Genomic DNA, 18,708 nt, shown 5'->3' with positions numbered 1-18,708 from the left:
TTCGGCACATTCGTTTATTAGTTTGTTTAGGGAGCCCGCCGCTTTCTCAACAAGCTATACCTGTACATTCATCATTTTTTGGAAGGATAGCGGTGTAATGGCAATTAGTGTTATTACACAGCAAACAGCCCCAATTGAGATCAAGCTAGGGCTGTTCAGAAGTTTCGAGTTTTCGCTTCCCTTAAAATAAAATCACTATAAACTTTTTGTAACCGTTTTACAAAATGGTTGTTCTACCAAAATGATTGCTCTGATAGGAACGCAAAATCCGCCGCAAGCCTATGGGCCTGCGGCACCGAAGAAGGCATTCACGCTTCTCTTATCTGTTACGCAGCATGTTCAGCAATACTCTAATCGCCTCTGCTCTTGTAGCTTGATCGCCGGGGGCGAATTGGTTCCCTACTTTGCCTTCAATAATGCCCCGCTTGCTCAAGGTCGCCACGGCACCCCTCGCCCAGTCAGGAATAGCCGTGTCATCCGCAAACCCTGTGGTATCAGCCTTTTCGTCTGACTGGCCCAGGGCGCCTGCGATCATCTTGACCATCTCACTACGGGTAATCTCGGCATCCGGTCGGAATGAACCATCCTCGTAACCGGAAATGATCCCTTCTTGCACCGCTTGCGCCACGGCATTCAGCGCCCATGCGCCGATCTTCTCCTTATCGTTGAACGTTAATGGCGTACTGTAGAGGCGGTTCTCTTGCGGCTTAAGCGCATTGACAAGCATGGCGGCAAACTCGGCGCGCGTTACGGTTCGATCCGGCTTGAACGTACCGTCCGGATAACCGCTGACGATTCCCAGGTCAATCGCTTGTTTGACATCGGCCTCCGCCCAATGCGCCGCCAGGTCGCTCAAGTTGACCGTCGGTTTAGGAGCGGGCAGGCTGGCCGTCTGATCGACGCCGAATACCGCAAACTTGGCAGCGTTGTTCACCTTCACCGTAATAGAAGCGGCTCCATTGATTTGTCCGCCTAATTCCCTCCAGTTTTTTTGCGCTTCGTCATAGTAGAACACGGCCGGTTGTTGACCCTTCTTTATTTGGGCTGGATCGAAAGCAAGGGTCAGCGTGATTTCCTTGTCGAAATCCCCGGGGAAATCCTTCCAGATCTCGAACACCGGACCGGCCGGCGCAGCTTTGCCTGCAAGCAGCTTTTGCGTGTCCGTTATCTTGCTGATGCTAAGCTGGAATTCTTTTCGGTAAGCGCCGGCAGGGATCTCGATCTTGATCTCGTCCCCTATGCCGTATTCGCCCTTCTTGTCTGCCGGAACCGCAAATTGGCTGCTGTTCGCCGGAATCATTCCTTTGCCCGTTGCTGTTGATGGCGAACTGTCATCGGATGAGTCCCCATCATACGAACCTCCTCCAGTAGAACCGCCCGGATGTTGAGCCGTCCATTGCGCATACAGGGTCACATTGGCCCCGCCCATTGTGATTACCTCGCCTTCCTTGTAGCCGGTTCCGCTGCCATCCGCCCGCACATTCCAGCCGGCAAAGAGATAGCCCGGCTTCTTCAGATTGCCGGTATTGCCATAGACAGATACCGTGACGCCCTGATCATAGTCGCTGTCATCTACCGGCACGTGACCGCTTGCCGCGCCGTTGCCGTTATAGGTCACTCTGTAGGACGGCGCTCCGAATATCGCCATGATCGCTACCGCCTCGTCCGGCATGATGAAGGTATTGTCCGTCACATTCAAGCTGCTAGGACTGATCACCTTCCAGCCCTTGAAGAGCTGGCCTGGATCTGGCGTGGCGGTTAAAGTAATCGCCGTATCCTTGACCGCCGACGGTACATTGGCGCTGGCAATGCCGTGTCCCTCGGCTGTCACTGTAATACGATGGCTGGTCAAAGCAAAGCTGTCCACCACATTGACACTAAGTACAGCGGGATTCCCCTGATTAAACAGAATAGAGAAGTCCGCCTTATCACCGCGCTTCAACCCCAGTGAGGCCATAGTCTCGCGCTTTATGGTCAACATATCCCCGCCGATCGTATAATCATCCTTTCCCAATGTGCCATTGTGTACGGCACCTGCTACAGTTGCTGCGTATACCACCCCGGTCACAGACTGGGCTTCATTCCATATGATGCTGGTGCTTACATCTCCGGGAACATTGAGATCATAGGTGGCCTTTTCGGGACTAACATCCGCGTCTTTCTTGAAGACGGTAATGGTGAAGTCCTTGGAGTAGTTCACACCGATCTCGCTTCCTTCTTCAATCGTAGCGGTGACAATGACGGTTCCCGCTCGGGTTGCGGACAGCACGTTCCCGGCCAGGGCAGCTCTCGTTTGCCCGGCATCCTTGATGCTCCAGACAATGCTTTTGCGCGTGGCCCAATCCGGCGAGACTGTTCCAAAGAGAGTCAGCTCCTGGCCTGCCTGCATCGCCTCCGGAACAGCAGTAATGTCCGACACCTCGTGGAAGGTATTATCATACAGGTTGCGCAGCTCAATCTTAAACCGCTGATGGTCTTTCCCCTCGTCATCGGCCAACCTTATAACAGCGTTGTTTCCTTTGGACGCTTCATTGACCGTAATTACCTTTCCGTTGCTTTTGTTAATTATTTTGTAATAATCGCCCTCCTTCTCCAGACGCCACTGCTCGGTATCGGAAGGAATGGGGGCCTCCCCCATGGTCTGATTTAGAATCAGCTCCTGGATATCCGAATCAGGCTTGATATCGAGAAAGCGTTCACCGCGCATAATCAGAATCCGGTAATAGCCCGTTCCCAAATCCACGAATCGCATCAATTGACTGTTGGTTTCGCCATTGGAAAATTGGATGAGGGCTGCTCCCTGATTGTACTTCTCCCCTGCCACGCTAAGCGCCTTGCCGCTGTGCTTCGGCTGGATTTTCACCATCTTCTCGGGGGCAAGCTCCTTCGCCTTCGTGCTCATAAATCCACCGCTGAATTTATCCAGGATCAGGCTGTCTATATTCAGCTGGCCGGTATCCCCTTCCTCACGGCGGAATTCAATGCTGTTTTTCCCGGCCTGCAGATTGACCGTCTCGGTCGCATCCATCCAAGTATCCCAATTCGCTGTCGGCGGCATGGAAACTTGCTTGACCCGGTTGCCGTTCACATACAGGGTCATGGTTCGATTCGACGACTGTACGCCCGAATAGCGCAGGGTTGACGTATAGGCCCCCGTGTAGGGGACATTCACTTCAAATCGGACAGCATCCCCTTGTTTCTGGAATAAGCCGACATAACCGTTGCCTTCAAACCACAGACGATCTCTGCCGATCCCCGGCGTGCCTGAGAGGGTTGCCGCTTCCGCCTGATATTTCCAGGGAGTGCGCTTATTCAGATGAATATGATCGATCCGGATGACGCCTGAATCTCCGGCTGCGCTCCTATAGGCGATGCTGTTTTTCCCCTTGTTCAGGGGAACGGTTACAGTGTGTTCCTTCCACATCCCGGCGCCTCCGGAGTGGGGAAGGACGATGTCCTGCGCAGGCGCGCCGTTCACCTCCAGCGACAATGTTTTGCCGCTCTGCTCGGTGGCGTATCGCAGCTTGAGATCATAGCTGGCCGCATACTCGGCATCCACAGAAAATTCCACGGACGAGTTCACCTGGGACATACCGCTCACATAACCGATTCCCGTATTGCCGTCCTGAGCCTGGATGATTCGGGCATCCGCCCCGCCTGTTATTTTGGCGGATTCCGCCTCATACGTCCAGGTCGCCGCTTCGGTAACGGTGATATAATCGAGGTTGACATTCGCCGTATCGCCGCTTTCATATTTATAGGTGATGACATTGCTTCCTTCTTTCAGGAATACGTTGTCATATCGGTCAGCCCACTTATCCCATTCCTTCAGACCAAAGAAACTCGTTTGTTTGATCTTTGCGCCGTTCACATACATGGTCAAGGTTCGGTCGTCCTCACCTCCCGCGCTATAAGCCAGCTTGACTGAATAGCTGCCCGCTTGAGGAGCGTTTACGGTAAAGCTGATTGCTGCGTTCGGCTCCGTGAACCCGCTGACAAAGCCTGAACCGCTATATCCCGCATGATTTTGAGCGATGCCCGTGCCTCCTGACAGCTCCGCACCCTCCGCTTCGTACAAGACGCTTTTCTTGGCAATGATCGCGTCCAGCCCCAAAGCGCTTTTGCCGGATAGACGCACGATGTTGCTGCCTTCATTCAGCCGGATGTTGTGAACGGTTTTTAAGTCGAAGTTCAGTTTGTTCTTCGGTCCAGCATTAGACGGGAATACAAGCTCGGCCGGTGCCTTCTGGTTCACACTGAGCGTCATGGTGATCGGCTCTGCCGTATTGTTGTTGTAGCGGAAGTCCAGCGAGTACATCCCCCCTGTACGGGTGTTGACTGTAAACTCCACATAGTCGCTGGCAGCGCCATTGCTGTACCGGGCATATCGGCCGGATGAGGCATAGATGCTGTTCATGGTTGCTCTGGCAGCCCCTGATACTTGCGCGTCTTCCGCTTCATAGATTTCGCTCTTCTCCTCCCCGGAGGGGCGGCTAAGCACGGTGCCGGGGTTGGACGGGATGCCCAGATTGATGAAGTCATTGTCATCCCAATTGATCCGCTGGGCGCGAACCTCTCTGTTCTTACCCCCTTGACTATGGGTCGGTATGCCATGGTATGTAATCCAGTCCTCTGTACCATCTTCGGATTTCAGGAATAACGGCGAGCCTGTCGAGTAAGAACTGTTTTCATCCGAACGTTTCATGATCGGCTCGGGATATTTATTCCATGCCGCTTCATTCTCCACATTTTGAGCCAGATCGGCCCAGGACAGGCCGACAGCATAGTTATCATGCGTGTAGCTGCTGGCGGAATAGGCAAAATAAACTTTACCGTTTCGCTCCACCACGGCTGCGCCTTCGTTAACATTATCAACATACTTCTCCCAGTCGTAGATCGGCCTGGCTAACGTAATCTCTTCGCCTTCCAATGTCCACGGGTTTTTCATTTTGACAATCGTGGGACATTCATCAAATCTCTCTTTTCCCGTTTTTGGATCTATAAAATAGAAATATTTGGTGTAGGTAAGGTATCTCTGCCCATTGATGGTGACAAAGCCAGTAGGCAGTCCATAGCTTTGCGTATTCAGCAATCCTTGTTGGGGTGTAAGTCCGTCTCCATTATCATAGGTTCCCTTCAGTTCCCAGGTCCCTTCAAATGGATCGGGTGAGCTGTTCTCCAGAACATAGGAGCTGGGATGGCCATAAGCAAAGCGCCCCGCTTTATCACTATTTTTCGGACCGGAAGCGAAATAGATGTACCATTTGCCATCGATCCTGTGCGCATCGGGACCCCATATAAATTCCAGGTTTTCAGGTAACTTCCATACCTCTTTACTCTTCGCGGTGGAAACGCCAAGAATGGTTTCATGCCGTTTCAATACAACATTGCCATCGCCTGCCGCCGAATAATAGTATCCATCGTCTTGCCGTTCAATGGTAGGGTCGGCTCCTTTCATCAGCGGGTTAAGATAATGGGATGATACATCCGCATAGGCGATATTGGTCAGCATCATTACGAGCAGTACCGCTAGGGACACAGCAAACAAACCAATTCTCCTCATTCCAACAATTTCCTCCTTAGGGATTTATATTTGAGCTTTTTGACACAGGAAATGATCGTTCTACAATAAAGCGCTTCCATTCTGGCTAAAGCTTCGCTCCATGGTTGCTTACACTGTACTGTGATCCCTTCATTCCAGGCCTTAAGAATCTTTAGGTCTTTCTGTACGATTTTTGTTTTTTACCTAAATCCGCTTTCAAACGGACTGTCCGACTGCGGGGTGATCGAGTAGAAGACTTCATGTCCGTACCGTAGCAGTTCGAGTAGCTTCAAACCCTTGAATTAACAGCCCGAAATTTCGGGGCAAAAATGGAGCAGTTGTCTTCCTTTCTTCTATTTCATATCCCTAATGATTAAGATAGTTAATTACTTTTTTCCAACTTTTCTGCTTTGACAAATTCGAGAACGCAGTCTTCATCCCTGAAACTCTTTTTATCTCCTTGGAACTGCCCGAAACCTTTCAGGTCTCTTAGAATGAAGTGCCATCGTTCCCCAGCATACGCCTCCTTAGAATCATCTAACACGATCAGGTGGTATTTGCTGTTCACTCCCTCCGGACAGTACACGTGAAAAAATGAAGCCATTTCCTCCCCTCCTCTCCCCTTTAGCTTCACAAAAAAAGTGGACATTTCCGTTTCAATGAACGGGTGTCCACATTTGATGTGTAACAATATATGAAAATACAGTAGATTCATAGGATCGTCAGCGAAAGCTGGCTGTCGGTTGACAAAGAATTTGATCGACATAACCTCTCTAATTTATTTAACACCACTGCTATATTCACTTTCTTTTCTAACGAACACACGGTATCCGTATGCCGGAAGGCGTAAATATTGTTTGACCGGAGTACCGTCCAGATCGATGATAGACTCCTTGAATAGAATGTTCTGCTCTTGATCGGTGAAATTATGAAGGAAGATGTAATCCCGGACGCCGTCCGTACGCACCTGAGCATTGACGCCTTCCGACCAGTCCGCTTGAAGTGCTCGACTCAACCTGCAACGGGCGGCCATCGCACGATAAAAGCTGTCCAGAAAAGCAGGTTCGGTTCGCGCCGCCATATAGTAGACCTCTCCGTCTCTAAATCGGTTTAAGGTCAGTGCAGGATACCCTTGATAGAAATCCTCCTGGTACTCCGCAAGAACCTCCGCTGTCTCGGCATGAATCAGATCGCACAGCAGAGATACCGAATACGTTCCCATAAAGTCCAACCCACCCTCCTTCATAGCAAGTGAATTGCAATCTTCAGGATACAGCGCATCAATCTCTTCTGACCATACTCCGGCCAGCTTGCGGAGCGGTCCCGGGAACCCATCCAAGAAGCAGAGATCGTTTTCGTCGACAATTCCGCTCCAATATGTCAGGACAAGCGTGCCTCCTGAACGGACGAAGGCCTCGAGCCGCTCAGCCATACCCTGCTTCAACATATACAGCATCGGAGCAACTACGAGCTTATATCGATCCAACGGACGATCCATGGATACAATGTCCACCGGTATCCCTTGCTTCCAGAATGGCTCGTAATGGCGCAGCACCTCCTGATCGTAGCTAAGATTAGGTTTTCGCGGTCCTGCGGCTCCTTCTACCGCCCATTTATTTTCGGTATCGTAAATGAGCGCGGTTTCTGCCGGGACAATCGTGCCAGTGACTGGCTCCAGCCGTTCAAGGAAATCGCCTATTTCTGCAACATCGCGAAACACTCTGGTATGCTCGTGCCCGCTATGGTCCACAACGGCGCCGTGAAACTTTTCTGAACTCCCCCTGCTCTTGCGCCACTGAAAATATTGCACTGAATCGGAACCGTGGGCTACCGCTTGAATAGAGGACAACGCATGCATGCCAGGCCGCTTCAGCTTGGCAACCTCTTGCCAGTTCGCCATGCTGGGAGTGCTTTCCATCAGCAAAAAAGGTTTCCCGGGCTTGAACGAACGGTATCGGTCGTGGGTGAAAGCCGTATGGCAGGCCGTCTGCCAGTCGGGACTCTTTCCATGCCAATACGGGTAGCTGTCCCACGAGACTATGTCCACATGCTCCGCCATTCGTTCGTAATTGATGACGCACCCGCCCAGGAAATTAGTTGTGACGGGAATATTAGGGGTAAGCCGCTTCAACGGCTCTATTTCCTGAAGCATAAAATCAATACTCTGATCGGTGACAAACCGTTTCCAGTCCAGTTGCAAGCCGTGTAACATATGTTCCCCGATAGGGGAGGGTGACTCTATTTCCTCCCAGTCGGTATAGTTATGGCTCCAAAAGGTCGTGTACCACGCATAATTTAAACGGTCTAAATCATCGCCATATTTCTTCCGTAGCCATCCACGAAATGCTGCCTGGCACAAATCGCAGTGACACTCCCCATTGTATTCGTTGGAGATGTGCCACAGCAGCAAGCCGGGATGATTGCGGTAACGTTCCGCCAAAAGCGTATTGATGGTCCTGACCTTCTCGCGATATACAGGTGACGTATAACAATGGTTATGCCGGGTTCCGTACAAATTGCGCACCCGTTCCGGTCTGACCCGCAGCACCTCCGGGTATTTCCGGGCCAGCCATGCCGGCCGCGCCCCGCTGGGCGTGCCCAGGATGAAAGAGATGCCGTTGCGGCTCAGTTTATCGATGATTCTATCGAGCCATCCGAACTCGAATTGCCCTTCTTTCGGCTCCAGGCTGGACCATGAGAACATGCCCATGGTCATGACATTGCACTTGGCAAGATGCATCAGGCGCACATCCTCATCCCAGACTTCCGGCATATGAATCCATTGCTCGGGATTGTAATCCGCCCCATGCAGCATCCAGTTTAGTTGTGGAAAAAGCGGCTTGCGTTGACTCATTCATATCCCTACCTTCAATGACATCGAATTTCAAATATCCTCGCATGGTCTAAACCGTTTGTGCTCAGAACCTCGAGACGAAGCTTGTGCACCTGCTTCAACTGGACCTGGCAAGTAATCTGCCGTTGATAATTATCCCGAATGTACATCACTTGACAGCCATCTTCACGGGAATCCGCTAAATAAGCCGATACCCGAAACTCTTTCAAGGTTTCCGGTTGAGGCCCCCACACGTTCTGCTGATGCAGATAGTCTTCGTGTGTCAGCGTTAGCCTCCGGTGCATGCCCGTATCAAGCACAACGGTGATTTCGCGGATAGATACCGGTGATTTCCACTCCAGCTCGATCCAAGGCTCCTGGTCTTCCGGCAGCGCCATCCAACGGTGGGTGCCGGGAACGGACAGATTCGGCCTGACCCCTCTTGCTCCATGTATGGAACGGGTATGTCCGTCGATGACATTCGATGCCAACCCCTCTGGCTGCTCAGACGATGCCCGGACGATAGCCTGGCTCGCCAGATTGACCTCCGCTTGAATGCCAGGCAAATAAGCATCCTGTCGGATCAACTGCTGCTGTGTGTTCCTGATCAGCTCCCGGTCTTGCCATGCCAGATCCAACGGAATCTCATTGCGAATTGCCATCGCGGCGAACGTACCTGCACCCTGTCCCATTACGCCGCAGGTGGCCATAACCCGGGTACTTGAAAAGGCGATATGCGTAGCGGATATGTTCCGTCCGGCAAACATCAGATTGTCCACATTGACGCTGATCAAGGCCCTGAGCGGAATGCCATACACATAGTTGGTCACCGGCTGGCTACTTGGCTCCCGGTCTTTTGCTTCAATTCCCTGCGGAGGATGCGTATCCATCGGCCACCCGCCATATGCTATCACATCCTCAAAGTGGACGGCTTCTTCCAAATCCGATTGTGTAAGGAGATGCTTGCCGATAAACCGGCGGGACTCCCGCTTGCCGGGGACGAAGCCGAACCAGTCCAAAGCCCAATTCTCTGACTCCGGATGGTTGCCACTGTTTTTGATATGATCCCAGATGCCCATCATGATGGCAAGCAGTTCATCACGGATCGTTTCGTTATCGGCAATCGTATCCAGCAAACCACCGAACTCTACCCACCAATAACCGTATTCCCATGAGGAGTGGCTGCGGAACTTTAAATCCTCTTCCGTAAACTTTTTCGCCCATACAGGCGGGATAAACTTCATCGATTTGCCCATATTCCGGGTCGTAAACAGCAGCGAGGAACCGAGGCGGTACGAATCGGCATATTCTCCTGCATGGGACTCCCCATATTGCCTGGAGGATTCCCGGCCTGTCATGAACAATGCTCCCGCTTCTTTGCCGAGACGCCCATCTCCTGTACAGTCCATGAAGATCTTGGCAAAGATTTCGAAGCGATGCTCCGTGCTTTCCCTAGCAGCCAGTACAGACAGAATCCGGCTGTCCTCCATCCGCACGCCGGTCACCGACGTGTTGAGCATCAATGTTAGGTTTGGTTCCGCTCTGCACTTTTCATATAAGATGAGATCAAACATCGATGCGCTTCGCTGTGGGTTGCGGACAGCACATTCAAGCAGGATTTCTTCCAGTATGCCGCCTTCCCTCGCTTCCGTCTCCAAAGCCTGCCTCCGCTTGGAATTCGCCGCACCAACGATATGCATGCGAATCTCGGATGATGCATTACCGCCCAATACGGGCCGATCCTGACATATCACAACCTTCGCACCGTTGCGGGCAGCCGCCAGTGCAGCCAACACGCCAGAAATACCGCCGCCTGCAACTAGTACCTCTGTATGCATTTGCATTTGAACCCCTCCGTTTTTCAACCTTTGATCGCTCCTAACAGCATGCCTTTAGTAAAATGTTTCTGCAGGAATGGGTACAGGACAATGATCGGCAAGGATGCTGTGATTACAGCTGCCATCTGCACCGTTTCGGTGGGCATCAAGTTTTCGACATTCTCCAATGGCTTCTGTGTCTGCACCAGGATTTCCCTTACAACCACTTGCAATGGGAACCAATTTCTATCTGTCATATACATAATGGCTTGATAAAACTCATTCCAATGGCCGACGGTATAAAACAATCCGATGGTCATTAAGGATGGAACCGACAACGGTACGACAATCTTCATTAAAATGTTCAGTTCCTTGGCACCATCCATCCGTGCGGATTCGAATAATTCCTCGGGCAGGTTTTCAAAAAAGCTTTTCATGATGAGAATGTTAAACGTCCAAATTGCATTGGGCAATATCATGGACCATATGGAGTTGAGTAATCCTAAATTCTTCACGACGATATAAGTAGGAATCAATCCTCCGTTGAATAGCATCGTAAAGACAACCATCAGAAGAAAGAAACTTCGGCCAGGCATCTTCTTCCGGCTCAACGGATATGCCATAAGAAGCGTCAAAACCAAATTGACGGCGGTTCCTATAACCGTCAATACGGCCGTGACCCATAACGAGCGTGGAATTCCTGTTGTCGTAAATAGTTCTTTGTACGCAGTTAGATCAATTTTCCTTGGAATGAAAACGAATCCTCCGTTTTTCAGCACCTCGGAGAAGGGTGTAATCGATACGGAAACTACGTACATGACCGGAATGACGGCAGCCAAGCCTGCCAAGCCCAATATAACCATCACCGCACCGTCAAATAACTTTTCGTCCCAGCGATTTACCATATATTTTCCCCCCAGTGCTTCGCAAGCCGGTTAGAAAGCACGATCAGTATCATACCTACGAAAGATTTGAACAATCCGACAGCAGCCGCCAGACTAAAATTCAATTGCTGCAATCCCGTTCGGAATACCCATGTGTCCAATATATCCGCAACTGGATATACCTGAACATTGTATAAAATGTAAATTTGATCGAATCCCGCATCCAGAATGTGACCAAGCTTCAGAATCAGAAGCATGACCATGACCGAGCGAATCCCGGGCAACGTAATATGCCATATCATTCGAAACCTTCCTGCCCCGTCCACCTTGGCGGCTTCGTACAGCGTCGGATCGATGCCGGTCATAGCCGCCAAATAAATAATGGCGCCCCACCCTAAGTCCTTCCAAATCTCCGAACCAACAAGTACCCCACGGAACAACTCAGTAGAGGTGAGAAAATTGATCGGACTACTGCCCGAATCCTTAATCCACTGGTTTACCAAGCCCGAATTTTCGGACAGAAGTGCAAGAAGAATCCCGTAAATAATCACCCATGAAAAAAAGTGAGGCATATAGGTTAATGTTTGTATGAACGAATTGAACCATCGAACGCGGCATTCATTAAGTAGGACTGCAAAAAGGATCGGAGGCACGATTCCGAAAATCAGCTTATACAAACTGATAATAAACGTGTTGGACATGACCTGTGTGAAATAAGGCGATTCATAGAACATCTTGAAATATTTGTACCAAGGGTCTGCCCACCCGCTAAACAAAATACCGTCAGAGAAATTAAAATCTTTGAATGCGATAATAATTCCATACATAGGGATATACTTAAAAATAATGTAATAAATCACTCCCGGCAGCAGCATGAAGTAAAAGGCCCGATTGCTCCATATCACGTTTCCAAGCCGTTTCATCTGAAGTCCTTTTACTGCTATTTCTTTCTTTACCGGCAAACTTCCTTGATCCATCGTCGGTTCCCTCCTTCAATATCAACTGGATTCCCCTGTGACCTAACAAGTGGTATCGGCCATCTCCTATTCTTCCAGCGGCTTCTCCAATAGGATCGTTCGCTAGATTGCAGCTAAGCTATCGGGACATTTTGGGTATGGCACCATCCAACCGATTTTTCCGGAACGTATGGGTTTTTGTGTATGTTTGGTTATCCACGTATGGTCATAATTTCGATATTCTTTGCTACTCATTCTTATTTATCTTATTGAAAGTACTAAAAAGCGAAGAACCAAGAAGAGATGAAACGGTTCTTCGCCTCCAAGAGTCATTCCATGTTGCTGCACAGACTGATTGCTCTATTTACCGTAACCCAACTCATTTAATTGCTTGGTCGCCGAGTTCAAAAAAGTCTTGTAGTTCATCGTCGTTTCAAGGTTTTTCAAGAAGTCATCATATTGGCTCAATGGCCGCTTTCCATAGGCGAACTTCGTGATCTCTTCCGAAATGTATCGGCTGGCATCTGCATCATTATAACCGTCCGGATAGTTCAGGAAGCCGTTAAGCGACTGAATACGGGGTTGTTTGTTCGCGAAATCGATAAATGGAAATTGGGATGAGAATTTGATCGACAAATAATCAAGGTCCGGCCGGCCGGTGAATTGGTACATGTAGGTAAAGCCGGCTTCCGAAGCCATAAGCGGAGTCGGGACAACCTTGCCGTTTGCCAAATTATAGTGTTTGCCTTCCACGCCAAACTGGACAAGCTTCGAGCCTTCTCCCCCGGAGATATAATTCAATAGGTCGAACACTCTTTGCAGCTTCGTTTTGTCCTTCTCCAGTGCCTTCGGAATCGCCATCAATCCGGCTGCTTTACCGATATCCAATGACCCGGAGAACTGTCCTGCAGGACCCTTCGGCGCTTGCAACTGCACCCATTCGGCGTTCGGATTCACTTTCTTGATTTGCTCGACGTACTGTTCGTTGGTCAAATTCGTCCATTCCGTCCAAATGATTCCCGCCTGACCCTTGATGGCCTTATCCCTGGGCTGCGTGCCGGTATTCAATACATAATCTGGATCAACCGAACCGCTGGCAGTGAATTTTGCAATAAAGGCAAGTGCATCCTTCATACCCGGATCATATAACGATTGGACGACCTTACCATCCTTGACGAAAAATTCACCTGGATTGGGGACACCATATCCTCCGAATACAGGGGAAAAAGCGGACAACAAGTTGACCCCTGTGAGTCCCATCAGTCCTGTGATACCATAAGTATCATTTTTTCCGTTGCCGTCTGGATCCTTCTCCGTGAATGCTTTGGACACGGCTAGCAGATCATCGAGAGTTTCGGGCGGCTTCAATTGAAGCTTGTCCAGCCAATCCTTACGGATCCAGTAAGATGCTTTCGGAGCTTGCGGCGCTTGGGCTATCGCATACACTTTGCCGTTAACCATACCTTTCTTCAGGCTGGAATCTCCTATGAAGGTTTTGACCGGCTTAAGTTCTTTTTCGAAATAGGGAGTCAGATCGAGTAGAAGTCCTTGTTCCGATAGCTGCTTCAACGAAGCTTTGTCAACGGAAAACAAATCCGGGTAATTACCAGAAGCCATCCGGACATTCAGCTGATTGCCATAGTCAGAGGCATAAGCCGTCAAGTTGATATCGGCATTCAGTGCCTTATTCAGATTCTCCCGAACAAAGTCCTTCTCCGGAGCGGGCAGGCCGGCTCCGCTTGTTATAATTTCCAGTTTGACCATCTTCGATGATTCTGGAGCCGCAGATGAACCGTTATCCTTCGCTTCGTCTCCACAGGCTGCAAGCAGACTGCAACAAAGTGCAACGGAGGTTGCGGACAACACGATCTTTTTATATTTAAACATCGATATCCCCCTTCTTTCCTGTCGTACTATAGATTGGAATCGCAGAAGGAAGATGAATCCCTGCAGTAGACGCCTCTCCCATTCTGTAAGACACCTTTATCATACCATCGTACCTGGAAGCAGATAAGAAACAGATTTAGTGGCCTCTTATACAAAATTAAGCCTTCAGAAACAAATCGGCCCCTCTCCACAAGCAGGAAAGGGGCGAGAAAATCTATTCATTGGACATGTGACTCTTTCTGAACTCACTGGGCGTCTGTTCTGTCCAGCGCTTAAAAATTTTCACAAAATATGCGGCATTCGCAAATCCGACTCTTTCTGCAATTTCCCCGACAGTTAATGTAGATTGGAGCAAATAAAACCGGGCCTGGTCAATCCTCACTTTATGTAAGTAATGGATCAATGTGCAGCCCATTTTTTTACTGAATAAGCCACTTAAATAGTGCTCATCCAAGGTGACATGCTCTGCCATCGATTTCAACGTGATTTCCGTATCATAATGGCTTTGGATATAATCCACAATCCTGTTGATCTCGGGATGGGCCGATGGCAATGTTGTCGTCTTTATCCATTTTGTTATCCAATCATCGATTCTGTCTTCCAAGACATGTCGAAGCTCTTCATGGTTTGCTGCGGACAACCAATCATCGGTTTGAACTTTCCCATAACCCGAAATAGCAGCAAACCTATTGTCCAATCGTTCCGCCGTTTCCACAACAATGGCCATGCTTGCATGGTTCTTTTTCATTTCGTCAAACATGACATTCAACTGGCGAATACAATTTATCTTATCTCGGCGCTCAAACGCTTGCAATATTTCGCGTTCCATGTTCCATAGGGTTTGAGAGGATATACCTGGCTGTTGGATGATTGAATCTGTTTTTGAATAGGCTATCCTACTTTTTCTGCTTTTATACCAGGATCTCTCAATGAGTCTGATCATACTTCTCCATGTAGACTCCAATTCGGAAATAGGCACGGAAGAGGCCCATACGACTGAATATGTCATTGCCCCGTCCTCTTCCGGAGCTTGCGCAACAATTAGCTCGGAACGTGGAACCCAGGAAAAAAACGTGGTACAGCCATGGATTCTGAATTTGTGAATAACCAATGTTTCGATGGATTGAATTAACCCGAATCGAGTCAGATCCTCCTCACTGATCCCGTCGGTCCCGTGCAGTACTATACAAAGATCTGCATGCGTAAAGCCACTTGCGGAGATGCGCTGCAGCAAGACTCTCCGTTCCGGATCCGCTTCATCTATACCCTGGATCTGCCTCCACGTATATTGGTATAACAATTCGAAATCACGATACGATACTTGTCGAGCAGGTATGGCGGCTTTGCTTAATTCTCGGCTGACCTTCTCCAACATCTCGCGTATCGTATCGACATTCAGCGAAAGCTTCAAAATATAGCTGGTCGCACCATACTCAAGCGCTTGTCTGGCCAATTCGAATTCATTCATACAGGTCAACATAACGAATGGACCCTCAAAGCCTTGCAGACGTGCCTTTCGAAGGAACTCGATCCCATCCATGAGAGGCATCATAATATCGCACAGAATGAAATGTGGAGACTCTTCCCGCATCACCTCTAGCGCTTCGATCCCATTGGCGGCTTCTCCTGCAATAACGAACCCCAACTTCTCCCAATCAATAATTTCTTTAATTAATCGCCTTACTCGCGTCTCATCTTCTACCAACAGCACTTTCCACATGATATCATTCTCCCTTCCCGTACGGTTCCGAAAGAAGCAGTGGGAATTTCAAACGGACGAGAGTTCCTTGCTCTCTCGAAACCGCCTCGAGCTGACCGTCGGATTTAAAAAGCAATTGCAATCGTTCCCGCAGATTGTTGATTCCGATCCCTTTGCTCTTGCGTAACGGTTGACGATTAGCGGATGCTTCCATCCCAATCCCGTTGTCCTCCACTTCCATGATCAGCGATTGATGCTCATTCACGACCCGGATCGTTATGCAGCCGTCTTGCTGCATCTGCGCAAAAGCGTGATAGAACGAATTCTCAACCAACGGTTGCAAACTCAACTTGGGAACAAGCGCATAACGAAGCGCTTCGTCATATTCGTAACGGACATTAATATAACTGTCGAATCTGAAATTCTGAATGCGCACATATGCCTTCACCAATGTTAACTCCTCGTCCAGATGGATCAATTCGGTTTGGACATTCAAGCTGGATTCCAATAGTTCGCCCAGGCAAACACAAATCTCCGCAATCTCTGAATCCTTGCGTTCCAAAGCGGTCCACTTGATCGCATTCAACGTATTTAAAAGAAAATGAGGATTCATTTGAGCGAGTAGCATTTGGAACCTTGATGCTTCCTTTTCCCTTTCCTCCACTTTTAACTTTTGTATCAAGCGGCGTATATCGCTAATCATTCGATTGAAGGTTGTCCCTAATTCACGAACCTCACCGGTTCCCAACTTTTCGGGCAAAGACGACCTAAACTCATCTCTCACAATGATGGACATATGATGCTGAAGAAGCTGCAACGGGCGTGTAATTCGATGGGAGATAATAAAGGTGATGACTATGAATAAAAACACAAAGGAGGCGAGAATGATTACCAGCCTGTGCTTAGCTTGATCGATGTCCCCGAAAAACGTATGAAGTGGAAAACTATTAATTACGTACCACTGATAAGAAGGCAAATAGACCGCATTCATCAGCTCCTGACCATTCGTCCAAAAACCTCCTGTTGCCGCTTGCCTCCGAACAACCTCTGCAGCCGGATCGGAAATAAATGCTGCCGGACTTGTCTTGGTAACAATGCCCCCCGATTGATTCATTATGAAATAATCCTGTCTCATCGTAAAAATACGGTACATAGCGTTCAGCCATTCCACATAATCGAAGCTGAGCAATATATGACCGTCCAAGCTACCGTCCGGGCCAACCATATCAACCGTAAGTGTGTACATGTCCCGGAGACTTTTTCCGATTATTTGGTTGTTCTGCTTTTCGTAGCCTTCTGAATTTTTCCACCAATCTTCGCTGGCAAGATCTGAATAATTGATTTTATTTTCAAATGTTGTAATGACCTCCTGATGGCGGTGGTCGATCAGCGAATAATATACATGGGTGGGCAATGGAGAAAATCCGTCCTGCAACCGCTTTTCCCGCAATCGCTCCATCACTAATAACTGTCGTGCTTCAGTGTTTCTTGAATCATCCCGGAGGGCCGCCTGAAGTTCTTTATCATTGCTTAATACCAAAGACTCTCTAAATAGCGCGACCCTGATATTTTCCATGCTTTCTTTCACATAGCCCAACTGCGCTGCGCTTTGGGAGCTTATCTTTTCTTTCAACGTGCTTTCCAGCTCCCAGAAGTAATACATGACAAAGGACGCGGCAGGCAATAAAATAAAGAATAGAAACGAAACGAAAAACCGGTATTTGATTTTCTGTGGAAACCAAACCGATAACCATCGCTTCATCGCTACCGCCCTCCTCAACCCACTGATTAATTAGCATAATATTGTCTTTATAGTAACATCAAAACCTGCGAATAAGTAAGGAACATTTTTCATCATAAATTATACATATTTAACCACATCTGTTGCTTAACCAGTTGCTGGTGTCGTTAGGTTATCACTAATCGTCATAACTGTTATTTATTCGAATACGCTGCGGTAATCGGTACATATTCTTGAGAACGGCAAACAGAACAAATTTTTGAAAATTATTATTGGTAAGAATATGTTCCGATAAAACAAAAAGTCCACGATTTCTGCAGATTAATATCGGACTATTTTTCTTGTCATTCAAAATTATATCGTTTGTGTCATGTTCAGAAATTAAAAATATAAGTTAGGCCTGCATTCCCCTGCTTGGCATACCAATCCTGATGACACTCAACCTGAGATTAACGTCGTAAACGTAACAACTACGGCAGCGATCATTTTGGGCAGAAACCTCATGAAAGACAAGGCAGAACCCTTGTGTTTTTGATTTATAGAAGACTCTATGTTTTTTCAATTGTAGTAAAATACCATAGTTTTTCTTGTTCATGATCGTTTATCATTTCAGACAATCCCATGACTAAACTTAAAGTTTTCCCACCCTTCAACTGAACTTCGACTGTGCATGACGTATTACGGCAGATCTCGGTACGGTCCCTTTGGAGCCGTGATGTTTAAGCGGAAATCAATTCCTACAGTTAACGAGCTCGGAATCACGTTTGTGGCGTGCAGCCCGCTAAGCAGAGGTTTCATAACCGGCGAGCCTTGTAAATTCGAGGATTTGAAAGCTGATGATATGCGCACGAAACTGCCACGTTTCCAAGGGGATAACTTCCAGAAAAATGTTGATATCGTAGATAAGCTAGGAGAAATCGCTAAAGAAAAAAATGTCCGGTTGTTCAACTGGCTATAGCTTGGACAATTGCGAAAGGCGCGTTACCGATTCCAGGAACAAAACGCCGCAAATATCTTGAAGAAAACGTTGAGGCAGTAAATGTTCAACTGACTTCCGATGAATTAGCCTGAATTGATGCCGTTAGTCCAAATGCTTGGTGGAATTAATCATTAACGTGTTACGCTAAACCAGAACATCGGGGCTACTGTGAAGAACAAAATATTCAATTGCCACGCGCAACTGCTTCTTTTTGTCATAAGGCCAGGATAGCCTTTCAATTAAAACAGCAGCAGTCTAGGACTTTATTTTCTCGTCCATGACTGCTGCTGTTTTGATACTTGGGTCAATCTAATATTAATTTCTCGGAGCCTAACGGTTTTGCAAATCGAAAAATGCACGGGTTCAATAC

9 protein-coding genes and 1 pseudogene are annotated in these 18,708 nt (G+C 48.4%); 1 reads left to right on the top strand and 9 read right to left on the bottom strand.

What is annotated here, in order from left to right; genetic code table 11:
- Positions 1-319: 319 nt before the first annotated feature.
- The 9 genes from B1728_RS25965 to B1728_RS25925 all read right to left on the bottom strand — a co-directional run bounded on the left by B1728_RS25965 (position 320) and on the right by B1728_RS25925 (position 17,380).
- Complete coding sequence (locus tag B1728_RS25965) at positions 320-5,563, bottom strand: S-layer homology domain-containing protein (protein ID WP_079913321.1); 5,244 nt, start codon at positions 5,561-5,563, stop codon at positions 320-322.
- Between the two features lie 361 nt (positions 5,564-5,924).
- Positions 5,925-6,146, bottom strand: coding sequence for a hypothetical protein (locus tag B1728_RS35900; protein ID WP_144028015.1), 222 nt, complete (start codon positions 6,144-6,146; stop codon positions 5,925-5,927).
- Between the two features lie 174 nt (positions 6,147-6,320).
- The gene (locus B1728_RS25955) at positions 6,321-8,396 is read right to left on the bottom strand and encodes a beta-galactosidase (RefSeq protein ID WP_079913319.1); all 2,076 of its coding nucleotides are present in this window, start codon (positions 8,394-8,396) and stop codon (positions 6,321-6,323) included.
- Positions 8,397-8,410: 14 nt separating this feature from the next.
- Positions 8,411-10,219: an FAD-dependent oxidoreductase gene (locus tag B1728_RS25950; RefSeq protein ID WP_079913369.1), complete on the bottom strand. Its 1,809-nt coding sequence runs from the start codon at positions 10,217-10,219 to the stop codon at positions 8,411-8,413.
- A gap of 17 nt (positions 10,220-10,236) precedes the next feature.
- Positions 10,237-11,097, bottom strand: coding sequence for a carbohydrate ABC transporter permease (locus B1728_RS25945; RefSeq protein WP_079913318.1), 861 nt, complete (start codon positions 11,095-11,097; stop codon positions 10,237-10,239).
- Positions 11,091-11,999 carry an ABC transporter permease gene (locus tag B1728_RS25940; RefSeq protein ID WP_256865516.1) on the bottom strand — a complete coding sequence of 303 codons (909 nt, stop codon included), beginning with the start codon at positions 11,997-11,999 and terminating at the stop codon, positions 11,091-11,093. Before B1728_RS25940 ends, B1728_RS25945 begins: the two co-directional genes overlap by 7 nt.
- Positions 12,000-12,392: 393 nt before the next feature.
- Positions 12,393-13,919: an extracellular solute-binding protein gene (locus tag B1728_RS25935; protein WP_079913316.1), complete on the bottom strand. Its 1,527-nt coding sequence runs from the start codon at positions 13,917-13,919 to the stop codon at positions 12,393-12,395.
- A gap of 214 nt (positions 13,920-14,133) precedes the next feature.
- Positions 14,134-15,639: a response regulator transcription factor gene (locus B1728_RS36430; RefSeq protein WP_179136207.1), complete on the bottom strand. Its 1,506-nt coding sequence runs from the start codon at positions 15,637-15,639 to the stop codon at positions 14,134-14,136.
- A gap of 4 nt (positions 15,640-15,643) precedes the next feature.
- Positions 15,644-17,380, bottom strand: a complete 1,737-nt coding sequence (locus B1728_RS25925; RefSeq protein ID WP_079913315.1) for a sensor histidine kinase — start codon at positions 17,378-17,380, stop codon at positions 15,644-15,646.
- Between the two features lie 649 nt (positions 17,381-18,029).
- Here B1728_RS25925 and B1728_RS37265 point away from each other — a divergent pair.
- Positions 18,030-18,430, top strand: a pseudogene (locus tag B1728_RS37265) (aldo/keto reductase).
- The last annotated feature ends 278 nt before the right edge of the window (positions 18,431-18,708 follow it).

It is taken from the genome of Paenibacillus sp. 32352 (genome assembly GCF_002042965.1).
In the GTDB taxonomy this organism is placed as follows: Bacteria; Bacillota; Bacilli; order Paenibacillales; family NBRC-103111; genus Paenibacillus_S; species Paenibacillus_S vulneris.
This window is presented reverse-complemented; position numbering and strand designations above follow the sequence as displayed.

Coding starts and splice junctions, on each gene's coding strand:
- B1728_RS25965 (WP_079913321.1), bottom strand. CDS start 5,563: ATGAGGAGAATTGGTTTGTTTGCTGTGTCCCTAGCGGTACTGCTCGTA.
- B1728_RS35900 (WP_144028015.1), bottom strand. CDS start 6,146: ATGGCTTCATTTTTTCACGTGTACTGTCCGGAGGGAGTGAACAGCAAA.
- B1728_RS25955 (WP_079913319.1), bottom strand. CDS start 8,396: ATGAGTCAACGCAAGCCGCTTTTTCCACAACTAAACTGGATGCTGCAT.
- B1728_RS25950 (WP_079913369.1), bottom strand. CDS start 10,219: ATGCAAATGCATACAGAGGTACTAGTTGCAGGCGGCGGTATTTCTGGC.
- B1728_RS25945 (WP_079913318.1), bottom strand. CDS start 11,097: ATGGTAAATCGCTGGGACGAAAAGTTATTTGACGGTGCGGTGATGGTT.
- B1728_RS25940 (WP_256865516.1), bottom strand. CDS start 11,999: ATGAAACGGCTTGGAAACGTGATATGGAGCAATCGGGCCTTTTACTTC.
- B1728_RS25935 (WP_079913316.1), bottom strand. CDS start 13,919: ATGTTTAAATATAAAAAGATCGTGTTGTCCGCAACCTCCGTTGCACTT.
- B1728_RS36430 (WP_179136207.1), bottom strand. CDS start 15,639: ATGTGGAAAGTGCTGTTGGTAGAAGATGAGACGCGAGTAAGGCGATTA.
- B1728_RS25925 (WP_079913315.1), bottom strand. CDS start 17,380: ATGAAGCGATGGTTATCGGTTTGGTTTCCACAGAAAATCAAATACCGG.